Annotated in this window: 30 protein-coding genes; 19 read left to right on the top strand and 11 right to left on the bottom strand. The window is 40.0% G+C overall.

What is annotated here, in order from left to right:
* Window positions 1–93 precede the first annotated feature (93 nt).
* The 6 genes from G6R08_RS01920 to G6R08_RS01895 all read left to right on the top strand — a co-directional run bounded on the left by G6R08_RS01920 (window position 94) and on the right by G6R08_RS01895 (window position 3,846).
* On the top strand, window positions 94–729 hold the full coding sequence (locus tag G6R08_RS01920; protein ID WP_163526434.1) for an O-methyltransferase: 636 nt from the start codon (window positions 94–96) through the stop codon (window positions 727–729).
* 45 nt (window positions 730–774) lie between these two features.
* Complete coding sequence (gene udk / locus G6R08_RS01915; RefSeq protein WP_163526433.1) at window positions 775–1,428, top strand: uridine kinase; 654 nt, start codon at window positions 775–777, stop codon at window positions 1,426–1,428.
* A gap of 161 nt (window positions 1,429–1,589) precedes the next feature.
* A complete protein-coding gene (greA, locus tag G6R08_RS01910; RefSeq protein ID WP_163526432.1) occupies window positions 1,590–2,072 on the top strand; it encodes a transcription elongation factor GreA in 483 nt (160 codons plus the stop codon).
* 120 nt (window positions 2,073–2,192) lie between these two features.
* On the top strand, window positions 2,193–2,828 hold the full coding sequence (locus tag G6R08_RS01905; protein ID WP_163526431.1) for a YrrS family protein: 636 nt from the start codon (window positions 2,193–2,195) through the stop codon (window positions 2,826–2,828).
* Window positions 2,829–2,860: 32 nt separating this feature from the next.
* Window positions 2,861–3,553, top strand: a complete 693-nt coding sequence (mtnN, locus tag G6R08_RS01900; RefSeq protein WP_163526430.1) for a 5'-methylthioadenosine/S-adenosylhomocysteine nucleosidase — start codon at window positions 2,861–2,863, stop codon at window positions 3,551–3,553.
* 65 nt (window positions 3,554–3,618) lie between these two features.
* Window positions 3,619–3,846: a YrhC family protein gene (locus G6R08_RS01895; RefSeq protein ID WP_079530354.1), complete on the top strand. Its 228-nt coding sequence runs from the start codon at window positions 3,619–3,621 to the stop codon at window positions 3,844–3,846.
* A 53-nt stretch (window positions 3,847–3,899) separates the two neighbouring features.
* Here G6R08_RS01895 and sigK read toward each other — a convergent pair whose 3' ends face one another.
* The 8 genes from sigK to G6R08_RS01855 form a co-directional block, all read right to left on the bottom strand.
* Window positions 3,900–4,613, bottom strand: a complete 714-nt coding sequence (gene sigK, locus G6R08_RS01890; protein ID WP_079530353.1) for an RNA polymerase sporulation sigma factor SigK — start codon at window positions 4,611–4,613, stop codon at window positions 3,900–3,902.
* 134 nt (window positions 4,614–4,747) lie between these two features.
* On the bottom strand, window positions 4,748–5,128 hold the full coding sequence (mnhG, locus tag G6R08_RS01885; RefSeq protein WP_338035420.1) for a monovalent cation/H(+) antiporter subunit G: 381 nt from the start codon (window positions 5,126–5,128) through the stop codon (window positions 4,748–4,750).
* Complete coding sequence (locus tag G6R08_RS01880; RefSeq protein WP_163526428.1) at window positions 5,100–5,411, bottom strand: monovalent cation/H+ antiporter complex subunit F; 312 nt, start codon at window positions 5,409–5,411, stop codon at window positions 5,100–5,102. The genes mnhG and G6R08_RS01880 overlap by 29 nt, the downstream gene beginning before the upstream one ends.
* Window positions 5,411–5,887: a Na+/H+ antiporter subunit E gene (locus tag G6R08_RS01875; RefSeq protein WP_163526427.1), complete on the bottom strand. Its 477-nt coding sequence runs from the start codon at window positions 5,885–5,887 to the stop codon at window positions 5,411–5,413. The genes G6R08_RS01880 and G6R08_RS01875 overlap by 1 nt, the downstream gene beginning before the upstream one ends.
* Before the next feature lie 7 nt (window positions 5,888–5,894).
* Window positions 5,895–7,379: a Na+/H+ antiporter subunit D gene (locus G6R08_RS01870; RefSeq protein WP_163526426.1), complete on the bottom strand. Its 1,485-nt coding sequence runs from the start codon at window positions 7,377–7,379 to the stop codon at window positions 5,895–5,897.
* A complete protein-coding gene (locus tag G6R08_RS01865; protein WP_163526425.1) occupies window positions 7,372–7,710 on the bottom strand; it encodes a Na(+)/H(+) antiporter subunit C in 339 nt (112 codons plus the stop codon). Before G6R08_RS01865 ends, G6R08_RS01870 begins: the two co-directional genes overlap by 8 nt.
* A gap of 3 nt (window positions 7,711–7,713) precedes the next feature.
* Window positions 7,714–10,050, bottom strand: a complete 2,337-nt coding sequence (locus G6R08_RS01860; protein WP_163526424.1) for a Na+/H+ antiporter subunit A — start codon at window positions 10,048–10,050, stop codon at window positions 7,714–7,716.
* Between the two features lie 255 nt (window positions 10,051–10,305).
* Window positions 10,306–10,458: a sporulation histidine kinase inhibitor Sda gene (locus G6R08_RS01855; RefSeq protein ID WP_079530346.1), complete on the bottom strand. Its 153-nt coding sequence runs from the start codon at window positions 10,456–10,458 to the stop codon at window positions 10,306–10,308.
* 335 nt (window positions 10,459–10,793) lie between these two features.
* Here G6R08_RS01855 and G6R08_RS01850 point away from each other — a divergent pair, with 335 nt between their 5' ends.
* The 8 genes from G6R08_RS01850 to G6R08_RS01815 are packed head-to-tail and all read left to right on the top strand — an operon-like array spanning window position 10,794 to window position 15,789.
* Entirely contained in the window at window positions 10,794–11,321 is a 528-nt protein-coding gene (locus G6R08_RS01850) for a YqeG family HAD IIIA-type phosphatase (protein WP_163526423.1), read from the top strand.
* Window positions 11,318–12,418, top strand: a complete 1,101-nt coding sequence (yqeH, locus tag G6R08_RS01845; protein ID WP_163526422.1) for a ribosome biogenesis GTPase YqeH — start codon at window positions 11,318–11,320, stop codon at window positions 12,416–12,418. Before G6R08_RS01850 ends, yqeH begins: the two co-directional genes overlap by 4 nt.
* Window positions 12,419–12,430: 12 nt before the next feature.
* Window positions 12,431–13,264 (top strand): shikimate dehydrogenase, encoded by an 834-nt coding sequence (gene aroE / locus G6R08_RS01840; RefSeq protein WP_163526421.1) that lies wholly within the window; start codon window positions 12,431–12,433, stop codon window positions 13,262–13,264.
* A 1-nt stretch (window position 13,265) separates the two neighbouring features.
* The gene (gene yhbY / locus G6R08_RS01835) at window positions 13,266–13,556 is read left to right on the top strand and encodes a ribosome assembly RNA-binding protein YhbY (protein ID WP_163526420.1); all 291 of its coding nucleotides are present in this window, start codon (window positions 13,266–13,268) and stop codon (window positions 13,554–13,556) included.
* A gap of 12 nt (window positions 13,557–13,568) precedes the next feature.
* Window positions 13,569–14,141, top strand: a complete 573-nt coding sequence (locus G6R08_RS01830) for a nicotinate-nucleotide adenylyltransferase (protein WP_163526419.1) — start codon at window positions 13,569–13,571, stop codon at window positions 14,139–14,141.
* Window positions 14,125–14,700, top strand: a complete 576-nt coding sequence (gene yqeK, locus G6R08_RS01825; RefSeq protein ID WP_163526418.1) for a bis(5'-nucleosyl)-tetraphosphatase (symmetrical) YqeK — start codon at window positions 14,125–14,127, stop codon at window positions 14,698–14,700. Before G6R08_RS01830 ends, yqeK begins: the two co-directional genes overlap by 17 nt.
* 12 nt (window positions 14,701–14,712) lie before the next feature.
* Complete coding sequence (gene rsfS, locus G6R08_RS01820; protein ID WP_163526417.1) at window positions 14,713–15,066, top strand: ribosome silencing factor; 354 nt, start codon at window positions 14,713–14,715, stop codon at window positions 15,064–15,066.
* Entirely contained in the window at window positions 15,067–15,789 is a 723-nt protein-coding gene (locus G6R08_RS01815) for a class I SAM-dependent methyltransferase (RefSeq protein WP_163526416.1), read from the top strand. It abuts the gene before it with no gap.
* A 68-nt stretch (window positions 15,790–15,857) separates the two neighbouring features.
* Here G6R08_RS01815 and comER read toward each other — a convergent pair whose 3' ends face one another.
* Complete coding sequence (gene comER / locus G6R08_RS01810) at window positions 15,858–16,661, bottom strand: late competence protein ComER (protein WP_163526415.1); 804 nt, start codon at window positions 16,659–16,661, stop codon at window positions 15,858–15,860.
* Window positions 16,662–16,746: 85 nt separating this feature from the next.
* On the opposite strand from comER, the gene G6R08_RS01805 reads away from it, so the two are divergent.
* From G6R08_RS01805 to G6R08_RS01795, 3 genes are all read left to right on the top strand, one after another.
* Entirely contained in the window at window positions 16,747–17,319 is a 573-nt protein-coding gene (locus tag G6R08_RS01805; RefSeq protein WP_240339799.1) for a helix-hairpin-helix domain-containing protein, read from the top strand.
* Window positions 17,320–17,397: 78 nt separating this feature from the next.
* The gene (locus G6R08_RS01800; RefSeq protein WP_163526413.1) at window positions 17,398–17,979 is read left to right on the top strand and encodes a ComE operon protein 2; all 582 of its coding nucleotides are present in this window, start codon (window positions 17,398–17,400) and stop codon (window positions 17,977–17,979) included.
* A 20-nt stretch (window positions 17,980–17,999) separates the two neighbouring features.
* Entirely contained in the window at window positions 18,000–20,246 is a 2,247-nt protein-coding gene (locus G6R08_RS01795; RefSeq protein ID WP_205439385.1) for a DNA internalization-related competence protein ComEC/Rec2, read from the top strand.
* A gap of 30 nt (window positions 20,247–20,276) precedes the next feature.
* On the opposite strand, the gene G6R08_RS01790 is transcribed toward G6R08_RS01795, so the two are convergent.
* Complete coding sequence (locus tag G6R08_RS01790) at window positions 20,277–20,411, bottom strand: YqzM family protein (RefSeq protein ID WP_079530333.1); 135 nt, start codon at window positions 20,409–20,411, stop codon at window positions 20,277–20,279.
* Between the two features lie 337 nt (window positions 20,412–20,748).
* On the opposite strand from G6R08_RS01790, the gene holA reads away from it, so the two are divergent.
* On the top strand, window positions 20,749–21,750 hold the full coding sequence (holA, locus tag G6R08_RS01785; RefSeq protein WP_163526411.1) for a DNA polymerase III subunit delta: 1,002 nt from the start codon (window positions 20,749–20,751) through the stop codon (window positions 21,748–21,750).
* 108 nt (window positions 21,751–21,858) lie between these two features.
* Here the strand turns inward: holA and rpsT are convergent, their stop codons facing one another.
* Window positions 21,859–22,119 (bottom strand): 30S ribosomal protein S20, encoded by a 261-nt coding sequence (rpsT, locus tag G6R08_RS01780; protein WP_079530331.1) that lies wholly within the window; start codon window positions 22,117–22,119, stop codon window positions 21,859–21,861.
* A gap of 152 nt (window positions 22,120–22,271) precedes the next feature.
* Between rpsT and gpr the strand changes: the two genes are divergently transcribed.
* Window positions 22,272–23,369, top strand: coding sequence for a GPR endopeptidase (gpr, locus tag G6R08_RS01775; protein WP_205439384.1), 1,098 nt, complete (start codon window positions 22,272–22,274; stop codon window positions 23,367–23,369).
* The last annotated feature ends 14 nt before the right edge of the window (window positions 23,370–23,383 follow it).

Here is a 23,383-nt window from a genome sequence, read left to right as displayed (position 1 = left end):
ATGCAGAGAATTACTCGCATTTCTCTCTTTGTTTATGTTAGAATAACAGGGTTGTAAATGGATTTGTCCAAGATGAAAGGGGACAGCATAGTAATGGAACAACATGCGTACTTGCAATCTTTACTGCCGGCATCATCTGAGGAAGTAAGACAATTAGAACATGAGGCACGTAAGCAAGGGGTACCGATTATGGAACCTCACGGCATTCAATTCTTGATGCAGCTGATCCGTTTGCATAAACCTAATAAACTGCTTGAGATTGGAACAGCGATCGGTTATTCTGCACTTCGAATGCTCGAGGCTTCTCCAACCAGCTCGATTACGACGATAGAAAGAGACGAAGAACGTTTTCAACAAGCTGTTGATAATGTTCACAAATTTCAGGCGGAAGATCGGATTGAGATTCTTTACGGCGATGCTCTCGACTTAAAAGATAAAGTGAGTCAATCCGCTCCCTTTGATTTTATTTTTATAGATGCTGCCAAAGGTAAATATGAGGAGTTTTTCCACTTATATGCCCCGCTATTAGCGGATAATGGGATGATTGTTACCGATAACGTCCTGTTTAAAGGATATGTCGCAGATGACCGCGAGGCCACTAAACGAATGAAGAAGCTGGCTAAGAAGATTCGGAACTTCAACCAGTGGTTAACAACTCAAGAACATTACCATACGTCAATTGTCCCTATTGGCGATGGGGTAGCCATTACAGTTAAGAACCATAATTAAACAAACTAAACCGACTTTTTTGGGATGAAAGGAGAACCCATAAGCATGAGTGATAAACCTGTTGTGATTGGTGTAGCTGGAGGGACAGGCTCTGGCAAGACAAGTGTAACCCGTTCTATTATTCAGCGTTTTGCTGATAAGACAATACTTATGGTTGAACAAGATTATTATTATAAGGATCAGGGTCATCTTCCTCTTGAAGAAAGATTGAAAACAAACTATGACCACCCTTTAGCTTTTGATAATGATTTACTCATTGATCATCTAAAAGATCTGATTCAGGAGAAGCCGGTTTCAAAACCCGTTTACGATTATAAGATGCACACAAGGTCTGATGAAACGATACAGATTGAACCTAAGGAAGTCATTATAGTTGAGGGCATATTAGTATTAGAGGACGCTCGGCTGCGTGATTTAATGGATATTAAGGTGTTTGTGGATACAGATGCTGACGTTCGAATTATACGAAGAATGATGCGTGATATTAATGAACGAGGAAGGACTTTAGACTCGGTCATTGACCAATACATCAATGTAGTGCGTCCTATGCATCTGCAGTTTGTGGAGCCTACTAAGAGATATGCCGACTTGATCATTCCAGAGGGCGGTCAGAATCATGTGGCCATTGACTTAATGGCTACGAAGATCCAGACAGTTCTTTATGAAAAAGGACAAAAGCTTAGTAAAGAAAATAGTTGAAAAAAGATAAGATATCTGGCATAGTTCATGATAGAAGTTCTAGAAAACCTATGTCCCAGATACACTATATTAGTTATCAAATGGGCGTACATGTTGTACTGCTCATTTCGCTATATGCCGGGATAACGGTCATTTTTGTCGGAAAGAGGAGTGTAGTGGAAATGGCACAAGAGAAAAGCTTTTATATGACTGCAGAAGGTAAAGTAAAGCTTCAAGAAGAACTTGAGCACTTAAAAAATGAACGCCGAAAAGAAGTAGTTGAACGAATTAAAGAAGCACGAGGATTCGGAGATTTATCAGAGAACTCCGAGTATGATGCTGCGAAGGATGAACAAGCTTTTGTAGAAGCGAGAATCCAGACAGTCGAAAATATGATCCGCCATGCGGTTATCATTGAAAATGACAATGATAATCCTGACATGGTATCCATGGGTAAATCAGTTACCTTTCAAGAGCTTCCAGATGGCGATGAAGAGACTTATACGATCGTAGGAAGCGCAGAAGCTGATCCTTTTGAAGGGAAGATAAGTAACGATTCACCAATGGCTCAGAGTTTAATCGGCCATGAAGTTGGAGATAAAGTAACCGTAGTGACTCCAGGCGGGGAACTTGATGTTAAGATTGTTTCAGTGACAACTAAGTAACTCAGAAAGGCAGGGGCATCCCTGTCTTTTTCTCTAATTTTAAAACAGGTATGTGACTACAGTGCATGTTAATGATTTGAGTTTTTTATGTATACTAGGTGGGGTAAAGGAGGAGAAATTATGAGTAAAAAAGAATCTTCTTTTTCTAGAGCAAATAGATTTGAGAAAAAAAGAAGAGGTACTAAACTACTCACATGGCTCGCAGGTGCAGGAGCTTTGCTGATCGTTGTATTTATAGCTTCCTTTATTTTTGGAGGAGAAAGTGATCAGACAGCAAGTAATCAGCAATCAGGGAATGGCAATTCTTCTAATGAGCAAGAATTAAACGTGATAACGGATGAACAAGAAGAACAGGATAGTGAGTCTTCCAAACAAAAAAATAAAGAGGAAGATAAAAAAGAAGAAAAGGATGCAGTCGTTAAAGAAAGTGATAAGGAAAATGTAGAACGTGTGATTACTAAAGATTGGGAACCGGTTGCGACAGAGCAGCAAACCAATGGCAATCATACCGTAACCTACGAGAAATCCACCCAAGATTGGCAGGAAATCTTACAAGCTGCAAGTAAGGCTACTTCAATTAATACGAGCAATATGATTGCCTGGCGAGTAGAAAATGGGGGCGGACCTCAGAAAGTAGAGGCCACAGTCTCAGATAAAGCGCAGCAGCAGACGTATCGTGTTTATATTCATTGGGTAGAAGGTGAAGGATATAAACCGATTAAAGTAGAAGAATTAGCAAGTAACCCTTATCAATAAGACTATGGAAATAAACAAAGGAGAGCAATAGTATGGCCATCGGAATAATTGGAGCAATGGACGAAGAAATAGAATTACTAAAAAGCGAAATGACTATCGATAAAACGATCGAGGCCGCAGGCAGTGTGTTTATTAAAGGCGTTCTATGTAACCAGACAGTTGTCTTACTAAAATCGGGAATCGGAAAAGTAAATGCTGCGATTGCAACGACGATTTTGCATGAGCGTTTTACTATTGATCGCGTCATTAACACAGGTTCAGCCGGAGGATTTGCCAAGGAACTGGAGGTTGGAGACGTAGTGATCTCCACGCTTGTTACTCACCACGATGTGGATGTGACAGCTTTTCAATATGAATACGGTCAAGTACCGGGACTCCCTGCCTTGTATCCGGCAGATTCTGTTTTGATGGAAAAAGCTATGGAGGCTGTGGAGTCAACGAATGCGAAGGCAAAAAAAGGGATTATTGCCACAGGTGATTCCTTTATGCAAGAAGAAGCTCGTGTCAACTTTGTACGCGGTAAATTCCCTGAGATGATTGCTGCAGAAATGGAAGCCGCAGCGATTGCCCAGGTATGCTATAAATATACTACGCCCTTCGTTGTGATTCGGGCTCTTTCAGATATCGCCGGGAAAGAATCTTCCATTTCATTTGACCAATTCCTTCCAAAAGCAGCAACGAATGCAGCAACGATGATCATGACAATGCTCTCATCAATAGACTAGAAGAAATTACCACCCTTGTTTAGCTATAGATATGTTACTATAGTGTACGTGCAGGAGGTGGCATCATGAAGTCATCCGAATGGATAGAAAATAAAATTACAGATTATAAACGTTTTACGTTAACGTTACTCATATTAAGCAGCTATTTATATATTGGCGTACTGATCAGTATCTATGAATATCACTCTTCAGCCTATCTTTATTTGCTAGTCATGATTGCAGGGTTATTAGGAACCGCATTTATGCTAGTTCTAAAGTTAAAGAAACTGCGCCAACGTTTACTTGAAGAATAGAAGCCACTGCTAAGTGCAGTGGCTTTATTTATGTTTCCTACTCGATACCGCATTTAAGAAGATTTGCCTTGTTTGCTTTGTTTATAAAACTCATGGAAGATTTTCATTAAAGCTCTCTTCTCGATCCGTGAAACATAGCTTCTAGAGATGCCGAGCTCTTTCGCAATTTCCCTCTGGGTTCGCTCATCAGTGTCCCCAAGACCGTAACGGAAAACAATTACTTCTTTTTCCCGCTCATCTAATACAGTAATAAATTGCTTGATTTGTTCCAGTTCCATATGAAGCTGGATTTCTTCTACAATATCCTCGACATCTGCTTGCAAAATATCGAGCAAATTTAACTCATTTCCTTCTTTGTCATGGCCGATTGGATCTTGCAAAGAGATGTCTTTATTCATCTTCTTAGTGGAGCGTAAATGCATCAATATTTCATTTTCAATACATCTTGCAGCATAAGTAGCCAACTTGGTTCCCTTCCCTGTAGAGTAGCTTTCTATGCCTTTAATCAAACCTATTGTTCCAATTGATATTAAATCCTCGAAATCCTCCTTTGTATTTTCGAACTTTTTGACAATATGAGCCACGAGTCTTAAATTATGCTCGATTAGAGTGTCTCTTGCTTCGCGGCTGCCTTCCTCCATGAGTTTTAGCTGCCTTGCTTCTTCCTCTTTTGACAATGGATTGGGGAATGCCTGATTCTTGACGTAAGACATAAATAGAAGCGATTCTTTGAAAAAATAAAGAATAGAAGCGATTAGACTGCTCACAATGCACAACACCTCCGTAAGTATGTGCCTATCACAAGTGTATGTGTGGAAGCGTGTCCCTGTGCTTGTACAGCATGAAAAAGTAAGATAAAAAAAGAAGCCGGGATTTCCGGCTTCTTAGAAAAACGTGTGATTTAATGCTCCTTAACTTTTTCTGCATGTGCCTTATACTCATCTTCAACACTTTTATCGCTTAAAGGAACTCGGCTATAGTAGGCCGACCTCCCAAGAACGTGTCCTGTTACAGGGGCCGATAACAGGATGAATAGTATGCCTAACAGAAGTTTTCCACTCACAATGCCATGCTCAACATACATAAACAGGAAAGCACCGGTAAGAATACCTGTGATTCCTAGAGTGGAGCTCTTTGTCGCTGCGTGAAGTCGTGTATAGACATCAGGAAATCTTAATACGCCTAAAGCCGTGGACACTATAAAAAATGTCCCCAGGAGCAATGAAAGAGAAATCAGAATGTCAAGTACAGCATTAATCCATATCCCGCTCAATGATAACACCCTTTTCTAGAAATTTCGCCAATCCTACATTTCCAATGAACAGCAGGATTCCGATAAGCAAAATGACATCATTCACTTTTGTTGTTACAAGGTGGATGGCGATGAGCCCTGCCAGTGCCATAATGTTAACTCCTATGGTGTCAAGAGCCACAGCGCGGTCCGGGTTGGTTGGGCCCTTCACCGTTCTGTACAACAGTAAAAGCAAGGAAATGGACACGCCAACCACTGAGATAACGACTGAGATATCAATTAAAGATTGGGTAAAAGTTAAGATATCCTCCATTAGCGGGTCACCTCCATGATGGCTTTCTCAAAAGTTTCCTTAATTTCGGTAATCGATTCTTCTACATCAGCAATATCCATAGCATGGACATAAATAACAGAATAATCATCACTAATGACCAAGGATAAGGTACCGGGAGTCAAAGTGATCAAATTAGCAAGCAGGGTAATCTCCCAATTGCTTTTTAACTCGGTGGGAAGTGCGAAAATTCCAGGCTGAATATCAAGCTTAGGTCGGTAAACATGTTTGACAATATCAATGTTTGAGAGTACAAGCTCACGAATAAATAATAAAATTAAATTAAATACTTTTCCAACTTTCCTCAAATAAAAAGCATCAGGAATAAATCGTTGTAATAGAAAGAGCAAGGCAATTCCTAATAGATAGCCGACAAGGAATGTTTTGAAATTGTAAGTTTCACTTAAAAACATCCACATGACAGCTAAGATCAAATTGATGACGATTTGAAATGGCATAAGCTTTCTACTCCTTTAGGACAGAATCGATATAAATTTGCGGGTTCATTAAATATTCGCCTATCCATTCAACAGAAGGGTAAAACCACTCGGCCCCTACACCGAGCAGTACAGAAATGGATAACAACAATCCAATTGGCCAGGTCATCTTATTGGCAGCCTGCTTTCTCTCAGGGTGAGCAAGCTCTTGTTTCTCTCCCCAAAACCCTTGAATGAAAATGCGGATCATGGAGAAGAGGATAAGCAGGCTGGTGATTAAGGCAATAATAACGATCATAATCTCTTCTTGTCCTAATGCTCCCTGAATGAGGAGAAGCTTTCCTATGAATCCGCTAAACGGGGGAATACCAGCCAAGACGAGCGTTGCAATAAAGAAAAACCAGCCAAGAACTGGGTAATGATGAATCAAACCGTTTATTTTTCTTAAATCCGATGTTCCAGCTGCATATGCGATTACTCCTACTAATAAAAAGAGTGCGCCCTTAATTACCATATCATGAATTAAGTAGTAAACCGTCCCGCTGATCGACGTTTCTGTAAAAACACCGATTCCCATCATCATAAATCCAACTGCCGGAATAATATTGTAAGCGATGATCAGCTTAATATTATTTGTAGATAAAGCACCGATCACACCAAAAAGCATGGTGAAGGCAGCCAAATAAATAAAGAGTATATGAGTTAAATCTGCTTCCCAGGCAAAGATCAAAGTGAACACCCGAAGGATCGAGTAAATTCCTACTTTCGTCAATAATGCGCCAAATAAAGCTGAGACAACAGGATTAGGGACACTGTAGGAATGGGGGAGCCAGTAATACAATGGGAAAATGGCGGCCTTCGTAGCAAACACGAAGAACAATAAAATACCAATTGTCGTAAGAATTCCCTGTTGATCTACTTCCTGAACACGCTCAGCAATATGAGCCATGTTCAACGTACCTACCACTGAATACAGGAATGATACGGTTGTGACAAAAACCATGGAAGAAAACAAGTTAATCAACACATATTTCATGGACTCCCGAAGCTGTGCTCGCCCATTTCCAAGGACAATCAGACCATAAGAAGCCATTAGCAGTACTTCAAAAAACACAAACAAGTTGAAAATATCCCCTGTAATAAATGCGCCACTGACTCCTGTAATCAACAGGAAGAAAAAGCTGTAAAAATAATAGGACTCCTGTTGTTCCGTCAAAGATCTTGATGCGTAAAAGACGCAGGCAACTGCAACAATGTTCGTAGTAAAAGCGAGTGTGATGGATAACATATCCCCAACGAGAATGATGCCATAGGGAGCTGCCCAATCACCGGTCTCAAGGACAATGGGTCCATTTTGGTAGATTTGATACAGAATAAAACCGGTAACAGCCAGGTTAATCAAGGCGAATACTTTTGACATGGTTCGTGCCAGCGGCAGCTTATTTGCAAAAAATGCGACTATAATTCCTGCCAGAAGCGGCAGAATAATGGGAAGTGATATTAAATTACTCATAATCGTTACCTCTCAATTGCTCCATATTATCTGTACCATTGATCTTAGAAGTTCGATATGCCAGGACAAGTAATAAACTCGTGATTCCAAAGCTGATTACAATGGACGTGAGAATCAATGCTTGTGGAAGCGGATCTGTATATTGTTCAACCCCTTCCGTAAGAATCGGAGGTGCGCCTTCTTTCAATTCTCCCATTGTCAGGATAAATAAATGTGCACCGTGAGAAAGCAGTGCCGTACCTATGATGATACGAAGCATCTGCTTTTGGAGGAGGTTATAAACGGCTGTGGTAAATAAGATACCAGCAAGAACGGCCATGATGATTTCCATGATTTAATCCCCCTTCCTGTTTCCACGTAATCGAATCAGCCCATAAATAGCCATTGCTGCTATTCCAAGAACAGTAATTTCAAATAGTGTATCCAGTCCACGCATGTCGACCAAAATTACATTGACAATATTATCTCCACCGCCTAGTTTATATGAATTTTCGATAAAGTAACTGGCGATCGAGTCGAACATCTTACTGCTATGGGCAGAGATAGCAATCATCGTCATGAGAGCCCCGAAGCCTATAGAGATAATTAAATTGAAAGTTTTAGTTTTTGCAGAATGAGTATGGTTCTCAAACTTAGGTAAGTGATAAAACACTAGCAAAAACAGAGCCAATGTAACCGTCTCGATAATAAATTGAGTTAAGGCCAGGTCAGGAGCTCGATAGATGACGAACAAGAGAGAGAGCCCATACCCTACAACCCCTAAAATCAGAATTGCAGCTATTCGGTTTCTAACTATAATCGTTCCGATGGCGGCAATGACCATCATTACTGCGACAAACACCTCAGTTACCGTAACATCGGCTAGATTTCCAGTCTCCAGACGAAAGCCATTTGTTGCAGCCATGATTCCAAAGCAGCCAATAATAATGGCCCCTACAATTAATCGGATATACTGACCGATTGACCCGTTCATATAGCCTTTTGTTAAAGCAGAAGAGTAACCTACTGTTCGATCAACGAGTCCATCATAGAATTTATTCAAACTCAGAACTCCAGGTAAAAACCGGTAGATCCCCTTCCATTTACTCATAGACAGAACAAGGACTGTGCCAAAGGCAATAACGGTCAGTGACATAATGAGCGGCAGTTTAATTCCATGCCAAAACTTTATATGATGAACAGGAAGTTCAAAACCTTTTACAGCTGAAGCCGCATGGTGGATAAATGGTTCATTTATCAATTGAGGAAATAGCCCAATAATAATAACCCCAGCCACCAAAATCATCGGTGATACGAGCATTCCCATCGGGGCTTCATGTGGTTTCTTTGGGAGTTCGTCCACCTTCGCATTTCCTCTAAAAGTTCCGAAAAAGAAGTACATAGAATAGACGAAAGTAAAAATACTTCCGAGAACGGCTAAGTACGGGAAGGCTGTTTTAAGAAAAGCTATGAATCCCGTCGTAGTCTGTTCAAAATGAATGGCCGCATCAAAGAATAATTCTTTACTGTAGAACCCGTTTAAGAATGGTAATGGGACACCGGCCATTGAAAAGGAAGCGAATAGAGCTAACGTTGCAGTGATCGGAAGGAATGTCATTAATCCACCAAGCTTACGGATATCGCGTGACCCCGTCTCATGGTCAACAATTCCCGCCACCATAAACAAGCTTCCTTTAAAGGTTGCATGATTCAGAATGTGGAAAACAGCTGCAAATACGGCAACTTCTGTACCAAACCCAAGCATGGCCATAATCATGCCAAGCTGACTGATAGTAGAGAAGGCCAGGATGGCTTTAAGGTCGGTTTGACGTACGGCCATATATGAACCCCAGCATAACGTAACAATTCCAACACTTGAGACAATGATAAAGAACCAATCAGAGGAGGATAACATAGGTGAAAATCTCGCCACTAAAAAGATCCCTGCTTTAACCATTGTTGCAGAGTGCAAGTACGCACTGACAGGAGTTGGAGCTTCCATTGCGTCAGGCAGCCAAATATGGAATGGAAACTGTGCTGACTTTGTAAAGGCACCTAATAAAATGAAAACAAGGATGAGAGGGAAGAATTCGTGATTCAGAATAAGTTCTTGCTGACTGATAATTTGTTGAATGCTCGTTGACCCTGTAATCACACTCATGAAAATTAAAGCGCCCAATAAGCTAAGACCGCCAAATATTGTGATTAGCATTGACTTTAAGGCACCATATCTAGAACGTTCTTTATAATGCCAGTATCCAATAAGCAAGAAGGATGACAACGAGGTAAATTCCCAGAACGTGTATAAAACAAACACGTTATCAGAAAGGACTACACCTAACATCGATCCCATAAATAATAAAAAGTACACGTAAAAATGTCCTAGCTGCTCTGTTTTATGTAAGTAATAGATCGAATAAAAAGCAACTAGGGCACCAATTCCGCTGATTAGCAGAACAAATAATAAGCTTAATCCGTCTAAATAAAAAGCGATATTCATATTTAAAGAGGGTATCCAAGTATACTCTCTGGACACCGGTTCAAATCCCGACCCTAAGAATCGTGCAAAATAAATAAAAATCACAGCAGGTACAGCGGTTACAATGAAACCTGTATGAAATTTATCTTTCCATTTGCTTAGGAATGGGATGAAAATGGCAATAATAAAAGGCAATAGTACAGCCAATAGCATCTAGTTGTTCCTCCCTCTGGCTAAGTCCGGTAGTGAAATAGTTTAGGTAAATGTTGCTCACTCAATTGTAATCAAAAAGTAAAGGAATATTCAACTGAATAACACTTTGAGATGACGAATCTTGAAGTATTTTTGACAATTCTTTTAAATAAGAAGAGACACGACAATATAAGTAAAGAAAATTTAAATAAAAAAACTCGTTTCCTTCTCCGGAAACGAGCGGATAACTTTCAGTATTTGTAGGTGGTTCCATTTTTATCCTACATGATTTAATTTCTTGTTAATTAAATGTGCAATAGAACGTTCGTGTATTTCTTCTTCAATTTGTTTAATAAAGTCTTGTGATAGATTTAGTTCAATAGCTTTGTGGTAAGATTGTAGTAACAGGGTATCAGATAATTGCTTCATCTCTCTGCCACTTTTGTGACAGCCACCTCCTGTTTATTAAATAGTATATTTAAGTAATGCAAGTTTACCTTACCATGTTCAAAGTTGGCCTACAATACACCATTTATCTACAGGTAATTGTAGATAAGTGTAACGATAACTTTTAGCAGGATAGTAAAGACAAAGGATTTAGGGTGTGGAATATGTGCATAAACTTATCCACAGGACGATCTTGTCGCGAATTGTCGAACGATTTTTAGCATGAAGAGGAAAGTTTCACTATTGTTTTGAATCCTGTAGAAATTTTGTATATGATGGGTAAGGAGATTTTGTCGTGAAGGATGGAGTGATTGGTGATGTTTAAACATTTTTTACCTAATGAGCATGTGCAAAGCATACAAGATATAGACCCAGAAAGTTTAAAGGAAAAAGGGATTAAAGGGATTATTACCGACTTAGATAATACCCTGGTTGCATGGGATGAGCCTGATGCGACAGAGGAAATCGTAAGTTGGTTTCGACTCATGAATCATCATGGTATTCAAGTTACGATTGCGTCGAATAATAATGAGAATCGAGTGAAGCTATTTTCGGAACCATTGAACACATCGTTTATTCATAGTGCCAGAAAGCCATTATCGAGGGCATTTAAACGAGCCAGGAAGGATATGAATATCCAAAAAAATGAAATTGTCGTAGTTGGAGATCAACTCATGACAGATGTTCTGGGAGGAAACGTAGCAGGACTATATACTATTTTAGTTGTCCCTATTGTTGAAACAGATGGTTTTTGGACTCGCTTTAACAGGAGAATTGAACGGCGGATTTTAAGCTGGATGAAGCGAAAAGGTAAAATTACCTGGGAGGAGGGAAATGGACGATGAGTGATATAATCTGTCAGGGTTGTGGGGCGGAGATCCAAACTACAGATCCGAAACAAGCGGGTTTTGCCCCTCAGTCTGCTCTTGAAAAAGACGATGTTATTTGTAAACGGTGTTTCCGGCTTAAACATTATAATGAAGTGCAGGATGTTCCTTATCAGGATGATGACTTTTTAGAGATGTTAAATCAGATTAGTAAAACTAAAGGTCTCATTGTGCAATTAGTGGATATTTTCGATTTTAACGGGAGTTTTATCCCCGGACTGAAGCGATTAACAGGCCAGAACCCGATTATACTAGTTGGAAATAAAATGGACGTCCTGCCTAAATCGGTAAATCACAATAAAGTAAAGCAATGGCTTCGGAATGAAGCGAAAGAGAACGGCCTGGATATAGAGGCTATATACTTAATATCAGCTGAAAAACAACAGGGAATTGAAGACCTTTCTAAGGCTATAGACCGTTATAGGAATGACGGTGATGTGTATGTAGTTGGGACAACGAATGTTGGAAAATCAACCTTCATCAATGCTTTGATTAATCGGACTTCCGGTGTAAAAAATGCGATCACTACTTCCTACTTCCCGGGAACTACTCTTGGATTTATTGATATTCCATTGGATGCACAGAGTTCTCTGTTTGATACTCCTGGAGTCATCCATCGTCATCAAATGGCCCATTATGTATCAGATCAGGACCTAAAGGTAATTACACCTAGTAAAGAGGTGAAGCCTAAGGCTTATCAGCTAAATGAACAACAAACTTTATACTTCGGTGGTTTAGCACGATTAGACTTTGAAGCAGGTGATCGCAGCTCATTTATTTGCTACTTTTCTAATGACATGCTAATCCATCGAACCAAGCTGGAAAATGCCGATGAATTATATAAGAATCATCTGGGTGAGTTATTGTCACCACCTGATCAGGAAACGATTAAACTGCTTCCGCCTTTAAAAGGGACAACGTTTAAAATTGATCGACCGAAAATGGATATTGTATTTTCTGGATTAGGATGGATTACAGTCCCGGATGGAGATGTAACTGTAACAGCTTATGCCTCCAAAGGCGTTCGGGTATCCTTGAGAAGTTCATTAATATAGGAGGTAGATAACATGCAACTAGGGTTGATAGGCTACCCAATCGCTCATTCTCTTTCTCCATGGATTCACAACCGTCTGCTTGATCAGCATGGGTTGGAGGGAGAATACCAATTGTATGAATGTAACGCTGAGCAGTTCCCTTATCAGATGGAAAAGCTAAAATCCAGCAAAATTAATGGTTTCAATGTCACTGTTCCGTATAAAGAGAAAGTTATTCCCTATCTGGACGGGTTAGATGAAGCAGCTAAGTTTCTAGGTGCTGTCAATACTGTGAAAGTAGATGATGGGCGTTTAATAGGATACAATACAGACGGACAAGGTTATGTGGCATCATTGCTTAATCGGTATGATGATGCCCTGAAACCATTTGACAAAGTACTCATTCTCGGCAGTGGCGGAGCCGCGAGGGGTATTTTTTATGCTTTACTTAAGCAGGGGATTAAGAAGGTGGACGTGGCGAACAGGACAGTTGAAAAAGCACAGCAGGTCATTGAAGACTTACAAGTACAATCAACTTCAGAAGCCCTTTCCCTGCAGAAAGCCGAAGAAAATTTGTCTCAATATGATCACATCATCCAAACCACTTCCGTTGGCATGGCACCGGAGATTAACCGAAAGCTGATTTCCCTTACAGATATCGGTCCTAATACAATCGTCAGCGATATCGTTTACCGCCCGATGAAGACTTCCTTGTTAAAAGAAGCTGAGCGACAGGGGGCACGACTGCATTACGGTCATGGAATGTTATTAAACCAGGCGATTCTTGCTTTTGAAATTTGGACAGGGAAATCAACTAATGCCTCTGAGATGTTGAAAGCATTCGAAGAGAAATTGAAAGGAGAATAGTATGATAACAAGTAAACAAAAGAAATATTTACGTGGTCTCTCTCACAAGCTTCAACCCATCTTTCAAGTGGGTAAAGCCGGCGTTAATGAAAATATGACCACTCAAATATCTGAAGCATTGGAAAAAAGAGAATTAATAAAGGTGAGCATTTTGCAAAATTGCTTTGAAGACAATTCTGAAGTTGCCCAAGCGATTGTTGGTAAAACAGACTCAGAGCTTGTTCAACTGATCGGTAATACAATTATTTTGTACAAAGAGTCGAAGAACAATAAACAAATTGATTTACCGTAAGGAGAGCCTGTTATGAAACGGATAGGAATCTTTGGCGGGACATTTGATCCTCCGCACCAGGGACATTTGATAATTGCAGAGCAAGTATGTGAAGCGATGAAATTAGATGAGATTTGGTTTGTTCCTTCGTATCTTCCTCCACATAAAAAAAAGGCGGCTGTTTCATCAGACGAGAGGCTGGATATGGTCAAGAAAGCTATTCAAGGGAATGAACGATTCTATTGTCTTGATCTAGAGATGACCCGGCAAGGTAAATCATATACCTTCGATACAATGGAGCAATTAACGGAAGACTATCCAGACGATAAATTTTATTTTATTATTGGCGGAGATATGGTGGACAGCTTACAGGATTGGCACAGGATTGAAGAATTGAAGAAGCTTGTCACTTTTGTTGGTGTTCAAAGAGAAGGGTCTGGAGGCAGGGCAGCGAAGGATGTGGTCATGATTGATGTCCCTCGTTTTGATCTGTCATCATCTCTTATTCGGGAGCGGTTAACACAAGGCTTAACGGTACGATACTTAATTCCCGAAGCTGTTCACCACTATATAAAGGAGAATTCGCTGTATGCACTTAAGTTGTAAAGAATTACTTGAATTTGTTCAGCCGCACCTCACTAAAACGAGGTATGAACATACAGTTCGGGTAACTGAAACTGCACTTATTTTAGCTGATCGGTTTGGTTCAAATCCAGAACTTACTGAAAAAGCGGCTATTTTACATGATTATGCAAAGTATAAACCTAAAGAGGATATGGAGCGCTGGATTATAAGCGATCGGCGTTTACCGAAAGATTTGCTGAACCATCATCATGAACTCTGGCATGGGCCGGTGGGTGCTATTATGCTGGAAAAAGAAATTGGTTTGGCGGATACGGATATCAAATCTGCTATTGCTTGTCATACTTCGGGAAAGAAAAATATGAGTGTTATGGACAAAGTTGTTTTTTTAGCTGATTATATTGAACCTGGAAGAGGGTTTTCCGGTGTGGAAGAAGTGAGAGAGACAGCGGAAGCGAATTTAGATCAAGCTTGTTTGCAAGCATTGTCGAATACCATACAATTTTTAACTAATAAAAGCAGATCCGTTTACCCTGACACTATCCATGCATATAATGATTTATTAGAAATAAAGAAAATTTAAGGGAGGAAAACGATGGGAAGTAAAGAGTTAGTTACATTAACTGCCAAAGCTTGTGATGAAAAACGTGCGAATGACATTGTCGTTCTTGATATGACGGATGTATCATTGATTGCTGACTACTTCTTGATTTGTGAAGGGTCAAATGAACGTCAGGTGCAGGCGATTGCCAGAGAAGTTAAAGCGCAGGCAGAAGAAAACGGAATTGAAGTTAAGCGAATGGAAGGATTTGATAAAGCACGCTGGATTCTGGTAGATCTTACAGATGTGGTGTGTCATATCTTCCATAAAGATGAGCGGAATTATTATAACCTTGAACGTCTATGGGGTGACGCAGAGGCAGTAGCCGTTGAAGGAATTGAAGGATAAATGAACTATCAGCAAATGGCACAAGTGTATGATGTGCTCATGAAGGATGCTCCTTATGATCAATGGGTAACGTGGACGAAACAGATAGTGAAGCATTATCATCCTGGTGTACAAAATATATTAGATCTAGGATGCGGTACAGGTGAGATAACGTCACGGTTAGCTGATCACGGCTGGCGGCTAACCGGAGTTGATTTGTCTGAAGACATGTTGACCATGGCAGCCAGCAAAGATCAGACTATTCAATGGCTGAGGCAGGACATAACTGAATTAAAAGGTCTGCATGATTATGATTGTATTGTCAGCTATTGTGACGTGATGAACTATATTACAGATGAATCATCCCTTAATGCTGTTTTTAAACATGCTTATCAGGCTCTAAGTGAGCAAGGGCTATTTCTCTTTGACGTGCATTCTGTCGATCATATTGTCAATGATTTGTGTGGACAAACCTTCGCAGAAGTATATGATGACCTTTCGTACGTGTGGTTTTGTGATCCTGGTGAGGAGGAATATTCCATGATTCATGATTTAACTTTTTTTGTTCGTCATCACCGGGATTACCAACGTTTTGATGAACAGCACTTACAGCAGGGATATCATTTGGAAACATTGCAAAAGGCAATAGAAAAAGCAGGTTTTACCTTGCAGCGTGTCACTGCTGATTTCTCGGTAAACCCTGCTGAGCGTGGCGATCGACTGTTTTTTGTTTGCCAAAAATGATAGGACTCTTCGATTTTTTCGAAGGTCCTTTATTTTTTTTGCAGGAAAATTGAGAGGAATGTCGAATGTTATAAATGTATCGTTTGTTTATCATTTTTATGTTTACGATGTGTTGCTTTAAACATTTCAAGAAAAAGATCTCCAACATGGTTCTCAAGTGCTTGAATTCCTTCCCCGGTGACTCCTCCTTTAACAGTAACCTTTTCCATTAATTCAGGTAATGTGTAAGTTCTTTTTTCCAGCAAGGTACCTAACCCTATCATCATTTCCTCTGTTAGCTGTGTTGCTTGTTCCTTCGACATTCCACCAACCTCTGAAGCTGCCGAAATCATATTTTCCAAGAGAAAACTTATAAATGCTGGTCCGCATGAGACAATATCTGATGCCGAACGTATGGACTCTTCCTCGATCTCTACAGGAGTAGAAATATGTGAGAAGATTGAATGTAATTCATCCTTATAAAAGTCAGAAACACGATCTCCGTACGTAAATAAGCTAACCCCTGAATACGCCCTATTGGTAATAGATGGAACGATTCTTGCTACTTGACAGGACGTAACATTTTGCAGCTCCTTTACAGATACTGGACTGGTGATTGAAACTAAACATTGTGTGGCATTCAGTGAGCATTGAGTTAAGATATCTTTATAATCATGAGGTTTTACACATATAAAAACCACTTCGCTATTCTTGACAACATCTTGAACAGACTCCGCAATTGTAATTTCCTTAAATTGATTTTTTATCCATTCTGCTTTTTTACGAGTACGATTGTAAATGGTTACATCATTTGCGTCGACTGCTCCACTCGAAATAAAGGCGTTAATTAACATACTCCCCATATTTCCTGTCCCAATGATTCCATAGCGCATGGAGAATCCCTCCTTTTTCGTTTACTTAATAACTTTATTCTTCAAAAATTGAATTATGAAAGGGGACTTCGTTTCTGTGATATTCATGAAAAGATATGCATGGTTATTATTAATTCCTGTATTATTAATTCTCGTGTTTTACCTGCAGAAAGATGAGCAGCAAATGGTTATTCAGGAAAGTGAGGTATCGCCAATTGTAGAAGATCGTACAGATACTGCTCCCGCTGAGCAAAATATGGTCGTTGATGTTAAAGGAGAAGTTGCTCGACCTGGTATTTATAAGCTAGAAGCTGGTCTTCGTGTTAACGATGCTATTACAATGGCTGGAGGTATGACAAAGGAAGCCGATCAGACGAGTGTTAATTTAGCTCAAAAAATTGTTGACGAAATGGTCATATTAGTGGCAAGAACTGCTTCAGAGGGTACTAATGCTTCTCCAGCTTCACCTGGGAGTGAAAGTACTGGGAAAGTAAGAATTAATCAAGCAAGTGTGGAAGAAATACAGGCTCTACCAGGAATAGGACCCTCTAAAGCAGAAGCGATCATTAAACATCGGGAAGAAAATGGTTTATTTAAAAAACCAGAAGATTTACTGGAGGTGTCGGGTATCGGAGAAAAAACACTAGAAAATATGCTGGATATGATCCTCGTACCGTGACCTGCTGGGTTTGACTGATTGCTGGATCTAACGGTAAACTTAATTCATTGAAAATGCTAGTAAGGGGAGTTTGAAAACATGGAGCGCATCTCTTGGAATCAATATTTTATTGCCCAAAGTTACCTTTTAAAATCAAGAAGTACTTGTGAACGATTAGCAGTAGGAGCAGTAATTGTAAGAGATAAACGTATGATTGCGGGAGGCTATAACGGGAGTGTCTCCGGGGGCGTCCACTGTGTGGATGAGGGCTGTTATGTGATTGATGGGCATTGTGTACGAACCATTCATGCAGAAATGAATGCACTCCTTCAGTGTGCAAAATTTGGCGTTGCGACCGAACAAGCTGAAATATATGTGTCGCATTTTCCTTGCCTCCATTGTACGAAGGCCATTATTCAAGCTGGTATCAAGGCCGTTTATTACAGCGAAGATTATCGTAACCATCCATATGCAATCGAATTACTCACGCAGGCAGGTGTGGAGATCCATAAGGTGGATCGAGATGAAAAATTGATTGATCCACAAACTATGGAAAAAGGACAACTAGTAAAGCAGCTTATACATAAGCTTGAACAAGGCGGCCATAGCCCAGAAGAATTGGGTGAGCTTAAGCAAAAGGCCGAACACCTCTTTAAAGTGAATAATAATCAACGCTCATGAAGGGAAACATCCATCTCCTAGTGTTAGCAACAGTCGGGGGAGGGATTTTATCACAAACGGCTCAACCGGTGACCTATCTCATGTTAGGAATGTTTATTGCGTGGATAGCAACATTAAGAAAGTCCTTGACCTGGATAGTCACCCTTGCCGTCTGTTTCACCTTTGGCTTCCTTTACTTTACCACACAAGTCCCCCCTCATCCTTCGACTCTATCTCCTTCTTTAGAAGGAACAATTATTTCTCCTTTATCTGAAACGGAAAGCACGATCCGTACTACATTCAAATTAGCGGAACGAGAAGACAAGGCGGTGATCGTCTATTTTAAAACAGCAGCTCTTCCAGAAGAAATAAACTATGTCCGTAAACAACTCAAATACGGTGCGTATTGTGTTGTAAATGCAGTGGTTGATTGGCCGGAGGGAGCACGAAACCCTGGTCAATTTGATTACCGGGAATACCTGAAAAATCAGCATATAGCTTATCAAATAACCTTGGACTCGCCGTCTCAAATATCCTGCAAAGGCCAGTCTATATTCCATAGTGCATTCGAAGCCAGAAAAAACTTGGTCTCTACAGTAGAGAAAGCCATGAGCCCACAAGCTTTTGCTTGGACATCTGCACTCGTTTTTGGAGATACCCAATATCTTTCCGAAGAAACTATAGAATGGTTTCGGGACTTCAGCTTATCCCATATATTAGCTATTTCCGGGCTTCATGTAGGACTTTTCTTAGGCGCGCTATTCTTGATTTTATACCGTTCTGGGTTTGCCACGGTGGAACAAGCCAGGGGAGTTGTGCTATTTATTCTTCCTGCGTACTGTTTTATTTCAGGAGCAGCCCCTCCAGTTCTAAGAGCCTGTCTTATGGCTCTCTTTCTTCTGCTCATTGCGCAATGGAAGGTTAAAGTAGCTGCCACTGATGTTCTTGCATTAGTCGCTATGTTGTTACTATTATGGAATCCTGCCTATTTCTATAATCTGGGATTTCAATTTTCGTTCATTGTCACGTTTAGCTTATTTTTGTCCTATCCACTTTTAGGCAATAACAATATATGGATTGTCTCCACACTGATCAGCTTCATCAGCCAAGCTGTCATTCTGCCCCTCCAACTGCACCACTTTTATGAATTTAACCCGCTCTCGCTAGCAGCCAATGTATTGCTTGTCCCTTATTTTTCATTTATTATCATTCCGCTTCTATTTCTTTTTGTGTTTGTATCGTTTTTTATTCCAACATGGACCTTTACGCTATCTACATTAACGGTGTCTTTACATGAAGGATTTTTAACATGGATTAAAGGTGTAAGTGAGCCGTTCAATATTCAATGGGTAGTCGGGGAGCTTCCGTTAGAATGGATTCTCGCTTATTATGCACTTCTTACGTTAATGATGATCAACTGGGTACAGAAGCGGTTGAAGAAAGCATTTCTATTTGGGTTAGGGACGGTCATTATTCTTATGAGTTACTCCATAAAACCTTATATTTCTAATCAAGGCACGGTAACGATGTTAGATGTAGGGCAAGGCGATACGTTCGTCGTGGAGCTTCCGTTTAGGGAAGGAGTGATTTTAATTGATGCAGCTGGGTCACCGGCTTTCAGTAGTAATTCCAACAGAATTGCAGATCAAGTAATCGAGCCATTTTTAAAGTCCAGAGGAATTAAGAAAATTGATGCCCTGTTGCTTTCACATATGGACCTTGATCACAGCGGCAGTGTTGATCGTTTGCAAAGTTCATTTCAAGTCGACAAGATTTATGTAAGTCCTTATCATCAAATTGATCAGAAAAGTGTAACTGTAATTCGTCAGGGAGACACCATTGTAATTGGCGGCCATAAGTTTAATGTGCTTCATCCAAGTGTAGATGAGCAAGATACAAATGAGAACTCTGTTGTCATTTATACTAAATTAGGGGGGAAATCATGGTTATTTACCGGTGATATTACGGACGCAATTGAAGAGAAGATTCTCAATGTTTACCCATCGTTAACGACAAAAGTACTCAAAGTGGGTCACCATGGCAGTGATTCGTCAACCTCTGCCAATTGGATTAATAACCTTGCTCCAAACATAGCGCTAATATCCTCAGGAGTAGACAATCGTTATGGACACCCGCATGAAGAAGTCGTGGACCGTCTCCTCGAAAAAGACGTGTTCCTGTTTAGAACAGATCTGCATGGTGCAGTACAGTATAAATTCAGTAAACAATCAGGAACGTTTTCCACATTTCTTCCGTATAATGAAGAAAATAAGAAAAGACTGCCTTAGCAGGCAGCCTTTTAGCTTTCGGTTTTTAAGTTATCGTCCAATAAATTCGAATAGTACACCTATGAAGAAGATGACGAAAAAGAAAACAAATGAGAATACGAATCCTAAACCAGAATCAATTACGTCATTCGTCTTAGACTGAATATCCTTTCTAAATTCGTTCATTGTTACCCCTCCTATATCATTTTTTATTATAAGCGAAAATATTTAAAAAATCCACATTCTTAGAAAAGGAAAATAAATATCCCTTTTCTAACAATCCTTTGCCTCTTCTAGCAAGACTTGTCACAGATAATTCTGCCCTGAGCGGTCACACTATACACATGAGGGGAACAATATCGTTTACTATCACAGCATCCGGGGCTGTGATGGTGACGTTCATATAGATGGTGCGGCGGTGTTTTTGACAGAATTGAAAATGAGCAATAAAATTAATACACGAATATACCCAATTGGGGTCGCCGCTGCACCCCTTTTTTTAGGTGGGAAGGGATCAGAGAATATGCCTAAACAGATTTACTTATTATATGGAACGGAAAGCTATCTGATACAAGAACATAAACAGAAAATTATCGAGCAGACATTAAGCCCAAAGGACCGCGACTTTAATATTTCACAATATGATTTAGAAGAAACACCAGTAGAAGATGTTGTCACTGATGCTGAAACGTTTCCTTTTTTAGGCGACAATAAGGTGGTCATCGCCTTTCATCCAACTTTTCTTAAGGCGAAACCAGACAAACTTCCTTTTGACCATAATGTAGAAGCATTGTTACAGTACATAAACAATCCTGCAGATTATTCAGTTCTGATTTTAATCGCGCCTTACGAAAAATTGGATGAGCGAAAAAAAGTGTTCAAACAGTTCAAAAAAAATGGTGAGGTACTTTCATGTCAGCCCATAAGAGAATGGGATATGGACAAGTGGATACAAAAAATTGCAAAGGACCTGCAAATCACAATTCCCGAATCAGTGTTCGAACTTTTCGCACAGGAAATAGGGACAAACCTGATGGCCTTGCGCAAGGAAATTGAAAAGCTGGCATTGCATGTAGAAAAAGGCGGGGTAGTCAGTCGAGAACTTGCGGAGAACTTACTATCGCACAGTGCTGAAGCATCAGGTCTTAAATTAGTTGATGCAGTAATGGAGAAAAATTTGGGAAGGGCTATCAGACTCTATAAAGACTTAGTAAAAGCAAATGAAGAGCCGATTGCTTTGATCGCATTATTGGCCTCTCAATTTAGAATTATTAGTCAAGTGAAGACGCTGAAGCAAAAGGGTTATGCCCAGAATCAAATGAAGAGTTATGTGAAGGCCCATCCATTTGTGATAAAAATGGCTTTAAAAAGGGAGAGGGCTTTTACCAACGAGGAGTTGAACGAAATTATCCAGCAGCTTGCAGAAACAGATTACATCATGAAACAGGGGCAAATGGATAAGGAGCTGGCGTTTGAAATGTTATTATATCAACTCATAAATATTAAAAACCACGAAATGGTATAAGGAAAGCCTTCAGGAGAAAACCTGAAGGCTTTTATTCGGTAAAATTTCAAAAATAAAAACGATCCTGAATCCAGGATCGCATGTTGGTCATAAAAAACGTTTAGACGATTAGCTGGCGTTAACTAATTTGGACAGGCGTGATTTTTTACGGTTACCATTGTTTTTATGAAGGGCACCGCGTTGGACCGCCTTGTCAATTTTCTTAACGGCTGTCGTAAGAGCTTGTTTAGCATTATCCGTATCATTGCTTTCTACAAGCTTCTCAACACGTTTAATCGCTGTACGCATGTCAGATTTGAATGCTGCATTTAATGAACGGGCATCATCATTAACACGTACGCGTTTTTTAGCTGATTTAATATTAGGCATGGTTTCACCTCCCAGGTAAAAACATAAAACTCATTCATATCGAACAAGAGACATTTTACCAAAGCAAGTCCTTGTTTTCAATAGATTTCTAACGGATGATTTGCATAGTATCTATTCATATAGGGGAAAATGGGCAAAAGGAGGTCGTGAAAATGGCTATAGAAGAACGATTTTCAGTACGAACTGACCTGGCTTTAGAGGCCCATGAAATGAATGTGGAATCTGACCCTGCACAAAAAGGTCATGATGGTGTAGATGTTACAGAGGAACAACTTGATGATATTAAACTGACCTTTGTCCAAGTAGATCCCGAAGGTGCAGAAAGGATCGGCAAAAAGGCAGGGAATTATATAACGATCGAATCACAGGCTATTCGTAAGCAGGATACAAAGATGCAGGTGGAAGTATCCACTTGTTTATCTAAACAAATAAAAAAACTGTTAGCTGACAATAAAATTAAAGATACAGACCGCTGCTTGATTGTCGGTTTAGGCAATCACCGAGTAACACCTGATGCCATTGGTCCTTTCGCAATAGATGAGTTGGTCGTTACCAGTCATTTGTTTGAATTGCAGCCTGAAACAGTGGCAGAAGGATACCGCAATGTATCGGCAGTAACTCCTGGAGTCATGGGAATAACAGGCATTGAGACAAGCGATATGATTCATGGAATCATTCATGAGACGAATCCGGATTTTGTTATTGCGATCGATGCGCTCGCTTCCCGCTCTATCAACAGGCTTAATGCAACAATTCAGTTATCTGATACAGGGATCCATCCAGGATCTGGTGTAGGTAATAAACGCAAGGAAATCAGTAAGGAAACATACGGTATTCCGGTTTTTTCCATAGGAGTTCCAACGGTCGTTGATGCTGTTACGATTACGAACGATGCGATAGATTATGTGCTTAAACACTTTGGCAGGGAATGGAGGCAGAAGGATCGTCCATCAAACGCTTTATCTCCTGCCCTCAATCCTTTTGAAAAAAGAAAACAGCTGACAGAAGATGATCTTCCAAGTGAAGAGCAGAGTCAGGCAGTCCTAGGAATGCTCGGAACCTTGAAAGAATCGGAAAAAAGACAGCTTATTAAAGAAGTATTAACACCGCTTGGACATAATTTAATGGTCACTCCAAAAGAAGTCGACTCATTTGTTGAAGATATGGCCCATGTGGTTTCTGCCGGAATTAACGGTGCTTTACATCCGGTAATAGAAGATGGCGACGCCCAATCTTATACTAAATTTTAATATTCATTAGAGAT

It is taken from the genome of Halobacillus ihumii (genome assembly GCF_902726645.1).
Taxonomy (GTDB): domain Bacteria; phylum Bacillota; class Bacilli; order Bacillales; family Halobacillaceae; genus Halobacillus_A; species Halobacillus_A ihumii.
This window is presented reverse-complemented; position numbering and strand designations above follow the sequence as displayed.

Coding starts and splice junctions, on each gene's coding strand:
- G6R08_RS01920 (WP_163526434.1), top strand. CDS start 94: ATGGAACAACATGCGTACTTGCAATCTTTACTGCCGGCATCATCTGAG.
- udk (WP_163526433.1), top strand. CDS start 775: ATGAGTGATAAACCTGTTGTGATTGGTGTAGCTGGAGGGACAGGCTCT.
- greA (WP_163526432.1), top strand. CDS start 1,590: ATGGCACAAGAGAAAAGCTTTTATATGACTGCAGAAGGTAAAGTAAAG.
- G6R08_RS01905 (WP_163526431.1), top strand. CDS start 2,193: ATGAGTAAAAAAGAATCTTCTTTTTCTAGAGCAAATAGATTTGAGAAA.
- mtnN (WP_163526430.1), top strand. CDS start 2,861: ATGGCCATCGGAATAATTGGAGCAATGGACGAAGAAATAGAATTACTA.
- G6R08_RS01895 (WP_079530354.1), top strand. CDS start 3,619: ATGAAGTCATCCGAATGGATAGAAAATAAAATTACAGATTATAAACGT.
- G6R08_RS01880 (WP_163526428.1), bottom strand. CDS start 5,411: ATGGAGGATATCTTAACTTTTACCCAATCTTTAATTGATATCTCAGTC.
- G6R08_RS01875 (WP_163526427.1), bottom strand. CDS start 5,887: ATGCCATTTCAAATCGTCATCAATTTGATCTTAGCTGTCATGTGGATG.
- G6R08_RS01870 (WP_163526426.1), bottom strand. CDS start 7,379: ATGAGTAATTTAATATCACTTCCCATTATTCTGCCGCTTCTGGCAGGA.
- G6R08_RS01865 (WP_163526425.1), bottom strand. CDS start 7,710: ATGGAAATCATCATGGCCGTTCTTGCTGGTATCTTATTTACCACAGCC.
- G6R08_RS01860 (WP_163526424.1), bottom strand. CDS start 10,050: ATGCTATTGGCTGTACTATTGCCTTTTATTATTGCCATTTTCATCCCA.
- G6R08_RS01855 (WP_079530346.1), bottom strand. CDS start 10,458: ATGAAGCAATTATCTGATACCCTGTTACTACAATCTTACCACAAAGCT.
- G6R08_RS01850 (WP_163526423.1), top strand. CDS start 10,794: ATGTTTAAACATTTTTTACCTAATGAGCATGTGCAAAGCATACAAGAT.
- yqeH (WP_163526422.1), top strand. CDS start 11,318: ATGAGTGATATAATCTGTCAGGGTTGTGGGGCGGAGATCCAAACTACA.
- aroE (WP_163526421.1), top strand. CDS start 12,431: ATGCAACTAGGGTTGATAGGCTACCCAATCGCTCATTCTCTTTCTCCA.
- yhbY (WP_163526420.1), top strand. CDS start 13,266: ATGATAACAAGTAAACAAAAGAAATATTTACGTGGTCTCTCTCACAAG.
- G6R08_RS01830 (WP_163526419.1), top strand. CDS start 13,569: ATGAAACGGATAGGAATCTTTGGCGGGACATTTGATCCTCCGCACCAG.
- yqeK (WP_163526418.1), top strand. CDS start 14,125: ATGCACTTAAGTTGTAAAGAATTACTTGAATTTGTTCAGCCGCACCTC.
- rsfS (WP_163526417.1), top strand. CDS start 14,713: ATGGGAAGTAAAGAGTTAGTTACATTAACTGCCAAAGCTTGTGATGAA.
- G6R08_RS01815 (WP_163526416.1), top strand. CDS start 15,067: ATGAACTATCAGCAAATGGCACAAGTGTATGATGTGCTCATGAAGGAT.
- comER (WP_163526415.1), bottom strand. CDS start 16,661: ATGCGCTATGGAATCATTGGGACAGGAAATATGGGGAGTATGTTAATT.
- G6R08_RS01805 (WP_240339799.1), top strand. CDS start 16,747: ATGAAAAGATATGCATGGTTATTATTAATTCCTGTATTATTAATTCTC.
- G6R08_RS01800 (WP_163526413.1), top strand. CDS start 17,398: ATGGAGCGCATCTCTTGGAATCAATATTTTATTGCCCAAAGTTACCTT.
- G6R08_RS01790 (WP_079530333.1), bottom strand. CDS start 20,411: ATGAACGAATTTAGAAAGGATATTCAGTCTAAGACGAATGACGTAATT.
- holA (WP_163526411.1), top strand. CDS start 20,749: ATGCCTAAACAGATTTACTTATTATATGGAACGGAAAGCTATCTGATA.
- rpsT (WP_079530331.1), bottom strand. CDS start 22,119: ATGCCTAATATTAAATCAGCTAAAAAACGCGTACGTGTTAATGATGAT.
- gpr (WP_205439384.1), top strand. CDS start 22,272: ATGGCTATAGAAGAACGATTTTCAGTACGAACTGACCTGGCTTTAGAG.